This window comes from Paraburkholderia sp. DD10 (assembly GCF_049177125.1).
Taxonomy (GTDB): Bacteria; Pseudomonadota; Gammaproteobacteria; order Burkholderiales; family Burkholderiaceae; genus Paraburkholderia; species Paraburkholderia terricola.
The window spans coordinates 735,074-747,763 of sequence record NZ_CP185392.1 but is presented as its reverse complement, the minus strand read 5'-3'; the positions used below and the strand labels follow the sequence as shown (position 1 = coordinate 747,763).

At 64.5% G+C, this 12,690-nt stretch carries 13 protein-coding genes; 8 read left to right on the top strand and 5 right to left on the bottom strand.

Going from position 1 to position 12,690, the window contains the following annotated elements:
- The first annotated feature begins 88 nt into the window (after nucleotides 1–88).
- Nucleotides 89–1,648: an OprD family outer membrane porin gene (locus tag ACOCG7_RS03500; RefSeq protein ID WP_310129482.1), complete on the top strand. Its 1,560-nt coding sequence runs from the start codon at nucleotides 89–91 to the stop codon at nucleotides 1,646–1,648.
- A gap of 80 nt (nucleotides 1,649–1,728) precedes the next feature.
- Here the strand turns inward: ACOCG7_RS03500 and ACOCG7_RS03495 are convergent, their stop codons facing one another.
- On the bottom strand, nucleotides 1,729–2,607 hold the full coding sequence (locus ACOCG7_RS03495; protein ID WP_154872116.1) for an IclR family transcriptional regulator: 879 nt from the start codon (nucleotides 2,605–2,607) through the stop codon (nucleotides 1,729–1,731).
- Nucleotides 2,608–2,910: 303 nt separating this feature from the next.
- On the opposite strand from ACOCG7_RS03495, the gene ACOCG7_RS03490 reads away from it, so the two are divergent.
- From ACOCG7_RS03490 to ACOCG7_RS03460, 7 genes are read left to right on the top strand one after another with little or no spacing between them, the layout of a single operon-like run.
- Nucleotides 2,911–4,002, top strand: a complete 1,092-nt coding sequence (locus ACOCG7_RS03490) for an ABC transporter ATP-binding protein (protein ID WP_421376846.1) — start codon at nucleotides 2,911–2,913, stop codon at nucleotides 4,000–4,002.
- On the top strand, nucleotides 3,995–4,909 hold the full coding sequence (locus ACOCG7_RS03485) for an ABC transporter permease (protein ID WP_421376844.1): 915 nt from the start codon (nucleotides 3,995–3,997) through the stop codon (nucleotides 4,907–4,909). Before ACOCG7_RS03490 ends, ACOCG7_RS03485 begins: the two co-directional genes overlap by 8 nt.
- 27 nt (nucleotides 4,910–4,936) lie before the next feature.
- Nucleotides 4,937–5,731: an ABC transporter permease gene (locus tag ACOCG7_RS03480; RefSeq protein ID WP_083082580.1), complete on the top strand. Its 795-nt coding sequence runs from the start codon at nucleotides 4,937–4,939 to the stop codon at nucleotides 5,729–5,731.
- Nucleotides 5,732–5,754: 23 nt separating this feature from the next.
- Entirely contained in the window at nucleotides 5,755–6,117 is a 363-nt protein-coding gene (locus tag ACOCG7_RS03475) for a (2Fe-2S)-binding protein (RefSeq protein ID WP_244746107.1), read from the top strand.
- Nucleotides 6,114–7,547, top strand: a complete 1,434-nt coding sequence (locus ACOCG7_RS03470; protein ID WP_244745934.1) for an NAD(P)/FAD-dependent oxidoreductase — start codon at nucleotides 6,114–6,116, stop codon at nucleotides 7,545–7,547. Before ACOCG7_RS03475 ends, ACOCG7_RS03470 begins: the two co-directional genes overlap by 4 nt.
- Entirely contained in the window at nucleotides 7,540–8,664 is a 1,125-nt protein-coding gene (locus tag ACOCG7_RS03465) for an NAD(P)/FAD-dependent oxidoreductase (protein WP_244745932.1), read from the top strand. The genes ACOCG7_RS03470 and ACOCG7_RS03465 overlap by 8 nt, the downstream gene beginning before the upstream one ends.
- A gap of 55 nt (nucleotides 8,665–8,719) precedes the next feature.
- Nucleotides 8,720–9,766, top strand: a complete 1,047-nt coding sequence (locus ACOCG7_RS03460) for an ABC transporter substrate-binding protein (protein ID WP_244745930.1) — start codon at nucleotides 8,720–8,722, stop codon at nucleotides 9,764–9,766.
- Nucleotides 9,767–9,841: 75 nt separating this feature from the next.
- Here the strand turns inward: ACOCG7_RS03460 and ACOCG7_RS03455 are convergent, their stop codons facing one another.
- The 4 genes from ACOCG7_RS03455 to ACOCG7_RS03440 form a co-directional block, all read right to left on the bottom strand.
- Nucleotides 9,842–10,141 (bottom strand): hypothetical protein, encoded by a 300-nt coding sequence (locus ACOCG7_RS03455; protein WP_073430862.1) that lies wholly within the window; start codon nucleotides 10,139–10,141, stop codon nucleotides 9,842–9,844.
- Nucleotides 10,142–10,186: 45 nt separating this feature from the next.
- Entirely contained in the window at nucleotides 10,187–11,122 is a 936-nt protein-coding gene (gene panE, locus ACOCG7_RS03450) for a 2-dehydropantoate 2-reductase (protein WP_073430861.1), read from the bottom strand.
- Between the two features lie 212 nt (nucleotides 11,123–11,334).
- A complete protein-coding gene (locus tag ACOCG7_RS03445; protein WP_083082590.1) occupies nucleotides 11,335–12,300 on the bottom strand; it encodes a nucleoside hydrolase in 966 nt (321 codons plus the stop codon).
- On the bottom strand, nucleotides 12,297–12,686 hold the full coding sequence (locus ACOCG7_RS03440) for a cytidine deaminase (protein ID WP_083082592.1): 390 nt from the start codon (nucleotides 12,684–12,686) through the stop codon (nucleotides 12,297–12,299). Before ACOCG7_RS03440 ends, ACOCG7_RS03445 begins: the two co-directional genes overlap by 4 nt.
- Between the last annotated feature and the right edge of the window lie 4 nt (nucleotides 12,687–12,690).

Sequence of the window (12,690 nt, the reverse complement as noted above, 5' to 3'; positions counted from 1 at the left end):
CTCGTCCTGTCGTTTCTGTGACGAGCGGTAAACGTGGACTGGCTAACCGCCAGCCAAGGATTCACCACAATAAACGGAGACACCGTTAATGAATAACCCAACAAAAAACCGCTCAAAAAAATCCGGCACAGCTACCCTCCTTTGCTGCGCATTCACCCTCCCCGCTCTAACTGTCGCCGCGAGTGCCTACGCCGACGATGCCGTAACGCAGCCCACCTCCAGCACGTCCAGCACTCAAACACTCGCGCAAACGTTGTCGTCCCCCACGCAGCAGGCGCAAGCCGAGACCGCGAACAAGCGCAGGGCGAATTCGGGCGGCCAGGTGCGCAACGATCAGCCGGATACCACCAACGCAATCGTCAACGCGGAAGCCGATCAGACCGTCACGCCGCCCACGCCGCCGTCGAGCCAGGCAGCCAGCAAGGGCTTCATCGCCGATAGCCATCTGAACCTGCAGTTCCGCAACTACTCGGATTACTTCGAGGGGCCGCCCTCGCTTTATCGCCACGCATGGGTGCAAGGCGCGCAAGTCAACTATGAATCGGGCTACACGCAAGGGCTGATCGGCTTCGGCGTGGACGCGTCGCTGTTCGCCGCGCTCAAGCTCGACGGCGGCAACGGCGCGGGCAACATGGTGCACGTCGGCAAGGACGGCGGCGGTTCGCGGCAACTCGCGTGGGCCTACCCCGGCATGTACGACATCAAGGGGCGCATTTCGGAAACGGTGGTGAAGTACGGCTTGCAGACGGTCGCCAATCCGTTCCTCGAACCCCACGACAATCGCGCGTTGCCGCCGACTTTCCTGGGTGTCTCGCTGGTCAGCAACGATCTGGTGCACACCACGCTCGAAGCCGGCAGCTTCACCAAGGTCGATGCCCGCGGCCATACGAACCTGAGCAACCTGACGACTTCCTACGGCGGCACGCGTATCGACCGCGTGACCTATGTGGGCGGCACCTGGCATTACGCCAAAAACGGCGAGATGTCCTTGTATATCGACCAGGCCGACGACGTCTGGCGTCAATACTACGGTTCCGTGTCGCAATCGTTCGGCGATCCCGGCACGATCAAGTGGAGCGGCCTCGCGAACGTCTACTCGACGCACGACACCGGCGCCTCGCGCCAGGGGCATATCAACAGCAACGCGTACAGCCTCTCGGTGTCCGCGCAGCACGGCCCGCACGCGCTGCTGCTCGGCTACCAGCAGGTGCTCGGCGACCAGTTCTTCGACTACATCAACGAGACCAACGGCATCTATCTCACCAACTCGATGGATGTGGACTACAACGCGCCGCACGAGCAGTCGTTGCAATTGCGCTATACGTTCGACGGCAAGTACGCCGGCTTGCCGGGACTCAAGGCGATGTTCTGGGGCGCCTATGGCTGGGGCGCGGACGGGTCGGCGGGCGCGGCGGAGAATGCCTCGCCCTCGGCCCCGCTGCATGATCTGTACTGGAAGAACGGTGAGCCCGTGCACGGCCATCATCACGAGTTCGGCTTCATTCCGAGCTATACGCTGCAAAGCGGCCGCTTCAAGGACACGAAGATCACCTTCATCGCGATGTGGCACAACGGCCAGTACCACTACTCGGACGGCAACAACATGGAGTACCGGCTGGTGGTGAATGTGCCGGTGAAGGTGTTCTAGGCGCTAAACGCAACGGTTTTCGCGGCTTCCGAATGGCGTCACGCCGGTTGATTCCACGTGACGCCTTTTTCATGCCTCGTCTAGCCGGTGATCCGCTCGGTTGTCATCGCGCGCGACAAGCCGTGCATCGGCCGGCGCAACGCGACATCGAACGGATTGGTTTGCGGACCGATCGCATCCGCCTGGCGGCGCAGCAATTCGACCACCATCGGCAAGCGGTCGTCGCCGAGACGCGCCGCCAGCGTGCCGACGCTCAAGGCCGCCACCGCCACGCCGGTACGGTCCAGAATCGGCACGGCCACGCCCGCCATGCCGTCGAGTACGCCGCTGTTGCGGCCCGCGTACCCCAACTGGCGCACGCGTTCGATCTCGGTGCGCAAATACACTTCGTCGAGCACGCCGTAGCCGCGAATACGCGGCACGTTGAAGCGAATGATCTCCTCACGCTCCGCTTCCGGCAGGAACGCGAGAATCGCGAGACTCCCTTGGCCAACGCCCAATGCCACGCGCCCGCCGATATCGCCGGTGAACGAGCGGATCGGAAACGGCCCTTCGCAGATGTCGAGACACACCGCGTCGAAACTGCTTTTGACCAATAGAAAGATCGTGTCGCCGAGACTGGCGCACAGCCGCAGCAAGGCGGGACGGCATAGCGTGCGCATGCCGCTCGGATTGCCGGCCTGCGCGGCGAGCGCGAAGAAGTCGACACTCAGGCGGTACAGCTTCGAGTTCTCGTCCTGTTCGACGATGCCCTGGGCGATCAACGCATGCAGGATGCGATGGACGGTGCCTTGCGTGAGCCCCACCGCTTTCGCGAGACGCGTGACGCGGCCGCCCTCGGGTTGCGCTTCGGATAACGCGCGGATCACCGCGAACGCGCGCTCCAGCATGCCTGTGCCGGGCGCATTGCCTGTTTCGGCGAGTGCGGTGTCGGTATCTCGTTTGGCGGCGGCATTCATCGTTAGCGATCTCAGCTATTTCATTGGCCGGAACACTATAGAGCGTTTTATCTTCGAATGGAATGTTCGGGCCGATCCTTTTACAAGACGGCGAGCACGGTAATTCATAGGGGTTTTCCGTAGCTCATGCAGCGGAACAGTTACCGTGGCTTCGCCCGAATACATTCCGTCAAACGGAATTTTTTCTAATCTTCTACCGCCAAACGGAATTTGAAATTGACGCCATGTAATTTGGCTGGCTAGAGTCGGCTCCATCGAGGCAGCAGTCGATTGAACCGGCGTCGAACATCCAAAGGCCAGATCATGTCGTTCCTCACACTCACGGACGTAACGAAATCGTTCGGCGACCTGCAAGCAGTCGCCGACGTGAACCTGTCGGTGGAAAAAGGCGAGTTCGTTTCGTTGCTCGGGCCGTCCGGCTGCGGCAAGACCACCACGCTGCAAATGATCGCGGGCTTCGTGGAAACGACACGCGGGTGCATCACGCTCGACGGCCGCGACATCACGCACATGAAGCCGAACCGGCGCGGCCTCGGCATCGTGTTCCAGAGCTATGCGCTGTTCCCGCACATGAGCGTGGCCGACAACGTCGGCTTCGGGCTGGAAATGCGCAACGTCGGCAAGGCCGAGCGCAACGAACGCGTGCGTGAAGTGCTCGCGCTGGTGCGGCTCGACACGCTCGCGCATCGCTTTCCGCGCGAGTTGTCCGGCGGACAGCGGCAACGCGTGGCGCTGGCCCGCGCAATCGTGATCGCGCCGCCCGTGCTGCTGCTCGACGAACCCATGTCGAATCTCGACGCCAAGCTGCGCGAGGACATGCAGTTCGAGCTGCGCGCGATTCAACGCAAGATCGGCACGACCACCATCATGGTCACGCACGATCAGTCGGAAGCGCTGTCGATCAGCGATCGCGTCGTGGTGATGGAAGCCGGCCGCATCACGCAGATCGACACGCCATACGAAGCCTATGAACGCCCCGAGAACCGCTTCGTTTCGCAGTTCATCGGCAAGGCCAACATGCTGCCGGGCACCGTGATCGCGCGCGACGGCGACGCGATCCGCATCGACCTCGGCCACGACCTCGCCGAAACCGGCCACACCAGGCAACTGCCGATGCGCGAGCGCGTGATCGACGTCGGCGATGCGGTGACCTTGTGCATCCGCCCGGAAAAGCTGCGCCTGTGCGCGCCGAACGCGGGACGCGTGCCGGCCACCGTGACGAGCCGCTTCTTCCTCGGCAGCCAATGGCTGTATCGCCTCGACAGCCGCCTCGGCGAAGTGCTGGTGTGCTGTCAGAACGAAGGCAGCGAGCCGCTGCCGGAAGGCGCGGCGGTCGGCGTCGACTGGAACAGCGAAGCGATCCGCTTCATTCAACGGGATGCGCAACATGGCTAGCACGCTGCCCGCTGCCGACGACAGCGGCATGAACGCCGCCCACGCCAGGCGCGCGCCGTGGCACGCGTTCTTGCCGCTATGGCTGATGTGCCTGCCCGCATTCCTGCTCTTCGCGGCGCTCGTGCTGGCGCCGCTCCTGATGACGCTCGTGCTCACCTTCTATCGCTTCGACCCGGCCAGCGGGCCGCTCGCGGCATTCCAGTTCGGCAATTACGCGGAAGTGCTGGGCTCGTCGTATTTCCACACGATTTTCCTGCGCACCTTCGGCATCGCATCTCTGGTCACGCTGCTGTGCGTCGTGATCGGCACGCCCGAAGCGTATGTGCTGTCGCGCATGCGCGATCCGTATCGCTCGATGTTCCTGCTGGTGATTCTCGCGCCCTTGCTGGTGTCGGTGGTGGTGCGCGCCTTCGGCTGGAGCATGCTGCTCAACACCAACGGCCTCGTGAATCAGGCGTTCGGCCTGTTCGGACTCGGGCCGTACAAGCTCGAATACACCACCTTCGCGATCGTCATCGCACTGGTGCACGTGATGCTGCCGTTCATGGTGATTCCGGTGTGGACGGCGTTGCAAAAGCTCGACCCGCAAACGGAAAACGCCGCGCTTTCGCTGATGGCCTCGCCCGCCGCCACGCTGCGCCGCATCGTGCTGCCGCAACTCACGCCGGGCATTCTGTCGGGCAGCCTGATGGTGTTCGGCCTCTCCGCGAGCGCCTTCGCGATTCCCGGCCTGCTCGGCGGACGGCGGCTGAAAGTTGCCGCCACCGCCGTCTACGACGAATTCCTCGGCTCGCTGAACTGGCCGCTCGGCGCGACCATCGCGCTGCTGCTACTGGTCGCGAATCTGATCGTGATGCTCACTTACTACCAGGTTCTGGAACGCAAGTACACCAGAAGCCTGGGTTAATTCATCGGCCCGCCGAGTGAGAACATCATGAGAAAGAACGGACCCATCGCGCTGATTTTCCACACGCTCGTCATTGCGTTCGTGCTTGCGCCGCTCGTGATCGTCGTGCTGGTCGCCTTCACACCGGACGAAACGCTCACGCTGCCCACGCACGGCGTCTCGCTGCGGTGGTTTCGCGCGATCCTCAACTACCCCGATTTCATCTCGGCGTTCGTCAACAGCCTGAAGCTGGCGTTCGCCTCCGCAACCTTGTCGTTGATCGTCGCACTGCCCGCCGCGTTGGCGATCGGCCGCGCGCGCTTTCCGGGCCGCGGCTTTCTCAACGGCCTGCTGCTCTCGCCACTGGTGATTCCCGGCCTCGTGCTCGGCATCGCGCTGCTGCGCTTTTTCGCGCTCATCGGCGCGACCGGCTCGTTCGCGTGGCTCGTGCTCGCGCACATGATCATCATCACGCCGTTCGTGATGCGCCTGGTGCTGGCCTCGATCAGCGGACAGGACCGCAGCGTCGAACACGCGGCGCACTCGCTCGGCGCCGATGCGTGGACCACGTTTCGCCGCATCACCTTTCCGATGATTCTGCCGGGCATTACCGGCGGCTGGCTGCTCGCCTTCATCAACAGCTTCGACGAATTGACGATGTCGATTTTCGTCACCTCGCCGCAAACCGTCACGCTGCCGGTGCGCATGTACATGTACGCGACCGAATCGATCGATCCGATGATGGCCTCCGTGTCCGCGCTGGTGATCTTCATCACCGCCGGCGCGATGCTGCTGCTCGATCGCGTGTATGGGCTCAACCGGATTCTGATCGGCCAGCATTGATGTCCTCCACCGCACGCTCTCCCATGCCGTCGAACTTGCCGTCTTCCGATGCCGCCGCGCCGAGGCGTGAGCCGCAATTCCTGCGCGTCGCCGAAACGCAGCGTGAACCGCTGCGCTTCTTTCTCGACGGTCAGGAAGTCACCGCGCTGCACGGCGATACCTTATTGACCGCGGTGCTGATGCAGCAACGCCGCGTGCGCGAAAGCGAATTCAGCGGCGCGCCGCGCGCGGGCTTCTGTTTGATCGGCGCGTGCCAGGACTGCTGGATGCGCACCGAAGACGGATTGCGTTTGCGCGCATGCTCGACGCTGGTGGCCGAGGGCATGCGCGTGGTGACGCGGCTGGCTACTGGCGTTGCCACCGTGACGAACGGAGACGCCCAATGACCGACGCACGCCGCATCGTGATCGTCGGCGCGGGACCGGCGGGCGTGCGCGCCGCCGAGACGCTGGTCGCAGCCGGCGTCAGGCCGATCGTGCTCGATGAAAACGCGCGCTGGGGCGGTCAGATCTATCGGCAACCGCCCGCAAACGGCGGCTTTCAGCGCTCGAAAAAAGCACTCTACGGCTTCGAGGCACGCAAGGCCGACGCCTTGCATACGACGATGGCCGCGCTTCTGCCGCATCTCGACTATCGTCCCGACACGCTGGCCTGGGCGTGCGAAGCGGGCCGCCTGGATACGCTGAACGCGGGACGCGAAATCGGCGTGCCGTTCTCGCATCTGATCATCGCGAGCGGCGCGACGGATCGCGTGCTGCCGGTGCCGGGCTGGACCTTGCCCGGCGTCTACACGCTCGGCGCGGCGCAAGTCGCGTTGAAGTCGCAAGGCTGCGCGATCGGTCGACGCGTGGTGCTCGCGGGCACCGGGCCATTGCTGTACTTGGTCGCGTATCAATACGTGAAAGCGGGCGCTCATGTGGCGGCCGTGCTCGATACGAGTCCTCTCTCGCAGCAGATCGCCGCCGCGCCGAAACTCGCGCGTCTGCCGGCCACGTTCGCCAAGGGCCTCTATTACGTCGCCTGGCTGACAACGCATGGCGTGCGTATCGAACGCGAGGTGAACTCGCTGGCCGTACGCGGCGAAGCAAGCGTGCAGGCGATCGAATGGCGCGCTTCAGGCTCCAGCACGGCAACCGAAACCATCGCTTGCGACGCGGTCGGCATCAGCTTCGGCCTGAAGCCCGAAACGCAACTCGCCGATCTCGCCGGTTGCCGCTTTCGTTTCGACGCCGGCAACCGCTGCTGGCTGCCCGAGCTCGACGCCGCCGGCCGCAGCTCCGTGCGCGGCATCTACCTCGCCGGCGACGGCGCGGGCATTGCCGGCGCCGATGCCGCCGAACTCGCCGGACGCCGCGCCGCATTGGCCTTGCTCGACGACCTCGGCATTGCGCATCCGCGTGGCCCCGGCCTGCGCAACGCGGCCTCGCTCGAACGCGGCCTGCAACGCATCGCCGTGTTTCGCGAGGGCATCGAAACGGCGTTTGCGCCGCCTGCCCACTGCGCCGCGCAATGGTCCGACGACATGATCGTGTGCCGCTGCGAGGAAGTCGACGCGGGCGCCTTGCGTCGCTGCATCCGCGACGGCGAAGCGAACGAGATCAATCGCCTGAAAGCGCTCACGCGCGTCGGCATGGGCCGCTGCCAGGGACGCATGTGCGGCGAAGCCGCGTTGACGCTGCTGAGCGAGGAAACCGGCAAGCCGCTCGATGCGCTTGGCCGTCTGCGCAGCCAGCCGCCCGTCAAGCCGATTCCGCTCTCACCCGCCCTGTACGCCGACGGCGTCGCCGAGATTCCCGAGGAGGCGCGCGATGAGTGACGCCCTGCACTACGACGTCGCAATCGCGGGCGGCGGCCTGGTCGGTTCATCGGCCGCGTTGGCGCTGGCGCGGCGCGGCTTGCGCGTGGGCCTGTTCGAGCGGCGCTATTGCGGCGCGCAAGCAAGCGGCGTGAACTACGGCGGCGTGCGCTGCCAGGGACGTCCGGCCGAACAGATGCCGCTCGCCATGCGCGCGCGGCGCATCTGGGACCGCTTGCCGGAGCTGATCGGCATCGACGGCGAATTCACCGTGTCGGGACATTTGCGGCTTGCGCGCAGCGAAGGCGATCTCGTCGCGCTACAGGCGTGGGCCGACATGGCGCGCGGCCACGGACTGCATGCGCAGTTGATCAACGGCGCGGCGTTCCGCCAACGCTACCCGTGGCTCGGCGCGGCGGCAATCGGCGGCTCGTTGTGCGCGACGGACGGTCATGCGAATCCGCGTCTCGTGTCGCCCGCGTTCGCGCGAGCGGCCCGCGCGGCGGGCGCGGACGTGCGCGAGCAAACCGAACTCACCGACATCCATCACGACGGCACGCGCTTTCAATTGCGCGCGGGCGACACGCGCATGAGCGCCGACTGGCTCATCAATTCCGCCGGCGCATGGGCGAATACGGTGGCGGGTTACTTCGGCGAAACGGTGCCGATGAAACCGATCTACCCCAACCTGTGGGTCACCGAACCCTTGCCGCTCTTCATCACGCACAACCTCGGCGTGTATGGCGGCGGCATCTACGCGCGGCAAGTGGCGCGCGGCAACTGCGTGATCGGCGGCGGGCGCGGACAGGGCGACGGCGAATACGGTCAGCCGTCGACGGAAACCACGCGCGCCGTGATGCGCGACGCCTGCGCGCTGCTGCCCGCGTTGCGCGAGGCGCTGCTGATCCGCACGTGGAGCGGCGTGGAGGGCGAAACGCCGGACGGCAATCCGATCATCGGCGCGAGCCGCACGGCGCCGCGTCTCTTGCATGCGTTCGGTTTTTCGGGCGGCGGGTTCTTGCTGGCGCCGGGCGTCGGCGAAGTGCTCGCCGACCTCGTGATCGACGGCGCCACGGCCACACCGCTCGACGCTTTCTCGATCAATCGCTTTGCCGCTGTTGCCTCACCGGTCGCGTGATTGTCCGCTTGAATCAACGCTAGTCATCGTTTAGTGAAACCCCAGGAGTCGATCCATGAAACTGTTCAAGACGATCGCGGCGCTCGCCGCATTGTGTGCGTTCGGCGCGGCCGCGCCGGCGTGGTCGCAGACCAAAACGATCTACATCGGCATGAACGGCGGCCCGATGGAAAAGGCCTATACGAGCCAGGTGCTGCCCGAGTTCGAGAAAGCCAATAACGTGAAGGTAGTGGTCGTGCCCGGCACGTCGTCGGACATTCTCGCCAAGCTGCTCGCCAACAAAACCAATCCGCAAATCCACGTGGTGTTTCTCGACGACGGCGTGATGGCGCGCGCGGTCAGCATGGGCGTGTGCAAGAAGCTCGACGACGCGCCGGTGCTCAAGGAGCTCTATCCGTTCGCGCGCATGAAGGACGACATGGGCGCGGGCGTGCAACTGGGCATGACCGGCATCGCGTACAACAAGAAGCTGTTTGCAGAAAAAGGCTGGGCGCCGCCGACTTCGTGGATGGATTTCACCGATCCGAAGTACAAGGGCAAAGTGGTGTTTCAATCGGCGTCGAGCAGCACGTTCGGCCTGCACGGCTTTCTCGCGATCAACCGCCTGATGGGCGGCAGCGAGCAGAACGTCGAGCCGGGCTTCACGAAATGGGCGAGCACGGTGGGCCCGAACGTGGTGGAGTACATTCCGAACTCCGCGAAGATTTCCGAAATGGTGCAGACCGGCGAAGCGGGCCTGTTCCCGTTGACGCCGACCGCCGTGGGCGATCTGCAGGACAAGGGCATTCCGGTCGGCTATGTGAATCCGAAAGAAGGCCCGGTGTTGCTGCTGGTGGATCTGTGCGTGGTCAACAATAGCCCCGATCCGCAACTGGCGCAGAAGCTCGCGCAATTCCTGCTGTCCGCGCCGGCGCAGACGAAAGCCGCCGAAGCCGGCCGCCAGATTCCGACCAATCGTCTCGCGAAGATGACGCCGCCGATGCAGCAAAGCCTCGGCAATGTCGAGGATCTGGTGCGCAAGGTGACGGTGGTGGATTGGGACACGATCAACGCGCATCGCGCGCAGTGGGACACGCGCTGGAACAGGCAGATCGAGCGTTGAAGCCGGCTTTCCGTTGAATGGAACGCGCGCCTTGTTTGCTGCAAGGCGCGCGTTTTTTTGCCCGTGCAACAAGCCTCAGAAGATCACCGACAGCGCCACCGCCAGCCAGATCGCCACGACGCCGGCAAGAAACATGTGACGCGCGATGCGGATACGCGCGTCGCTCGTTTCAGGCTCGACGGGGCTCGTCGCCATCCACGGCACGAGGCCGAGGCAGCCGAAACCGATCAGCGCGAACACGAACACGATCACGTCGATGGCTCGCCATCCCGTCGGCTCGTAGAGGCCCCAGTAGCCGAGAAAGACGATGCCGATCGAGAAGATCGTGGCCGACGCGGCACTGAGCGCGGGCACCGATCCGGTTGGGCTCGGCATGCTTCACCTCCGATTGTCAGGCTTCGTGACGCGCCGCCCGTTCATTCAGGACGTGCGGGTTTGCCTCGCTTCATACGTCTTCAGGTGGGTATAGGCGATACGTAACAGCGACAAGCCGTGCTCGCCCTTTTGCGCGTCGCCGCCGCGCGAGATCAGGTCGCCGAGAATGTGATCCGCCTCGGTATGCGAGTGGTTTTCCATGTCGCGCAACATGGAAGCCGTGAGCGGCGACGGCGTGAACAGCGTTTGAGTGGCGCGGGCGTCGAAGTCCGGGCCCATCGTGAAGCCGTTATGCTCGGCAACCGCGCGGCACTCGCCCAGCAGATTTTCGATCACGCGCTTGCCGTCCGGCGCCGCCAGAATATCGCCGACCGAGCCGCGCATCGAGCAGGTACTCGCTGCCAGCGTGGCGAGGAACACCCACTTCTCCCACATGCGCAGCAGAATGTTCTCGCTCACCACCACGTCGAAATTCGCGCCGGTCATCGCGTCCGCGATCGCCTGCACGCGCTCGGATGCGCCGCCCGCCAGTTCGCCAAAGGTGATCGCGTGCATTTCGTTCAGATGCACGACGTGCTGCTCGGGGTTGAGCGTCGCCGCGATCACGCACTGACCGCCGAGCACGCGCGCGGCGCCGAATTTTTCCGTGAGTACGTCGATATGGCGCATGCCGTTGAGCATCGGCAGAATCAGCGTGGACTCGCCGACGAGCGGCGCGAAGGAGTCGATCGCGTCGTCGAGACTAAAGGCTTTGCAACTGAGCAGCACCAGATCGAACGGCTCGGCGCTCACGCCGGCGAGAATCGTCTTGACGTCGCGCAGTGTCAGATCGCCGCGCGGGCTGCTGATGACGAGCCCGTCACGCCGCAGTTTTTCGGCACGGCCGGCGCGCACGAGAAAGGTCACGTCCTGGCCCGCCGCCGCGAGACGTCCGCCGAAATAGCCGCCCACCGCGCCTGCCCCTACTACTAGAATTCGCATCTTTCGCCTCTTGATGAAGATGGATCACGCGCGCCGCGCCGGGAAGCGAAAACTCCGGGGCCGCGGGCGCAGTGCGTGTGCAGAAATGTAGCAAAGATTGATGATCGACATCGGCCACGATTGCGCGTGTGCGGTTTGCTGCAATGCAATGACGGCTGGCGTTGGCGTTTATGTCCTATCAATCGTTGGCGTCGTGCCATGCGATAGACCGGTTAAACCGTGCCGCAGATCGTGTGTTCGTAAAGCGCGAGCATTCCCGCCGCGTCCACGTCCACGCAAACCTCGCACTCGGGGCGGCTGTCCCAATCCGGCGCGGGCACCGGCATAGTGGAAGGCTTCTGGATGGTGTGCCCCGCCGCGATGCCTTCCGTCAACACGCGCACGGGACCGCTGCGCGTCGTGTAGAGATGCGGCGCCAACACATAGGCGACCGCGGACGAATCGTGCGTGTAGATTCCAGCGAGCCGCGCGCTTTGCTCGTGAAAAGTTTCGTAATGACGCGACACGTCCCACACGAACTGCCCCGCCGCGCCGCCACGATCGCGCAGCGAAGCCAGATAATCGCGGCTCATGATCGTGCGCTGCGTGACGTCGAGCCCGACGATCGCCACCGGCCACGGCGCGCCGAAAACGATGTCGGCGGCATCCGGGTCGCCGAGAATATTGGCTTCCGCCGCGGGCGTGACATTGCCGAACACCCCGTCCGTGCCGAACGCGCCGCCCATGATCACCACCTGCTTGACGAGCGAGGCGATTCCCGGATCGTCGGCGAGCGCCAATGCAAGATTGGTCAGCGGGCCGACCGCGATCAGCGTGACTTCGCCGGGATGCGCGCGCACCGTGTCGATGATGAAGCGATGCGCGGGGCGCGTGTCGAGCGCCGCTTCCCCGCCGGTTTCTAGCGCGATGTTGCCGAGCCCGTTGTCGCCGTGAATCCATGCGAGCGGTTCGGGCGCGAGGCACTTGAGCGGCGCCGCCGCGCCCTGCGCGACCGGCACGCCCGGCGCAAACCGTCCGGCGAGAAAACGGGCATTGTGCGTGGTCGTTTCGATCGTGGCGTTGCCGAACACGCTCGTCAACCCGAGCAATTCAATGTCCGGATGCAGCGCCTGAAAAACGAGCGCCATTGCGTCGTCCACGCCCGGATCGGTGTCGTAGATGACCTTGTGCTGGCTCATAGATAGAACGCGTCCGGCAGTTGTTCGCGCGCGGTGGTGTCGCGTGTGACGCCGCGCAGATTGCCGAGGCGAATCGGCAACTCGGGTCCGCCGAGTTCGATGATCACCTGGCGGCACGCGCCGCACGGCGCGATGGGGCCGTCCGTATCGCCGATCACGGCGAGCGCGGCGAACTGGTCGCGTTGATAACCGGCGGCGATCGCGCTGAAAAACGCGGTACGTTCAGCGCAATTGCACAAACCGTAGGACGCGTTCTCGACGTTGCAACCGTCGAATATCTTGCCGTCTTTTGTCAGCAGCGCGGCGCCGACCTTGAATTTCGAATAAGGCGCATAAGCCTTGTCGCGCGCGACGCCCGCGCGCTCCAGCAGTTGTTCCATGTTCATGCAG

Bases quoted from the DNA above. Each gene is read 5' to 3' on its own strand.
- ACOCG7_RS03500 (WP_310129482.1), top strand. From the start codon at position 89: ATGAATAACCCAACAAAAAACCGCTCAAAAAAATCCGGCACAGCTACC.
- ACOCG7_RS03495 (WP_154872116.1), bottom strand. From the start codon at position 2,607: ATGAATGCCGCCGCCAAACGAGATACCGACACCGCACTCGCCGAAACA.
- ACOCG7_RS03490 (WP_421376846.1), top strand. From the start codon at position 2,911: ATGTCGTTCCTCACACTCACGGACGTAACGAAATCGTTCGGCGACCTG.
- ACOCG7_RS03485 (WP_421376844.1), top strand. From the start codon at position 3,995: ATGGCTAGCACGCTGCCCGCTGCCGACGACAGCGGCATGAACGCCGCC.
- ACOCG7_RS03480 (WP_083082580.1), top strand. From the start codon at position 4,937: ATGAGAAAGAACGGACCCATCGCGCTGATTTTCCACACGCTCGTCATT.
- ACOCG7_RS03475 (WP_244746107.1), top strand. From the start codon at position 5,755: ATGCCGTCGAACTTGCCGTCTTCCGATGCCGCCGCGCCGAGGCGTGAG.
- ACOCG7_RS03470 (WP_244745934.1), top strand. From the start codon at position 6,114: ATGACCGACGCACGCCGCATCGTGATCGTCGGCGCGGGACCGGCGGGC.
- ACOCG7_RS03465 (WP_244745932.1), top strand. From the start codon at position 7,540: ATGAGTGACGCCCTGCACTACGACGTCGCAATCGCGGGCGGCGGCCTG.
- ACOCG7_RS03460 (WP_244745930.1), top strand. From the start codon at position 8,720: ATGAAACTGTTCAAGACGATCGCGGCGCTCGCCGCATTGTGTGCGTTC.
- ACOCG7_RS03455 (WP_073430862.1), bottom strand. From the start codon at position 10,141: ATGCCGAGCCCAACCGGATCGGTGCCCGCGCTCAGTGCCGCGTCGGCC.
- panE (WP_073430861.1), bottom strand. From the start codon at position 11,122: ATGCGAATTCTAGTAGTAGGGGCAGGCGCGGTGGGCGGCTATTTCGGC.
- ACOCG7_RS03445 (WP_083082590.1), bottom strand. From the start codon at position 12,300: ATGAGCCAGCACAAGGTCATCTACGACACCGATCCGGGCGTGGACGAC.
- ACOCG7_RS03440 (WP_083082592.1), bottom strand. From the start codon at position 12,686: ATGAACATGGAACAACTGCTGGAGCGCGCGGGCGTCGCGCGCGACAAG.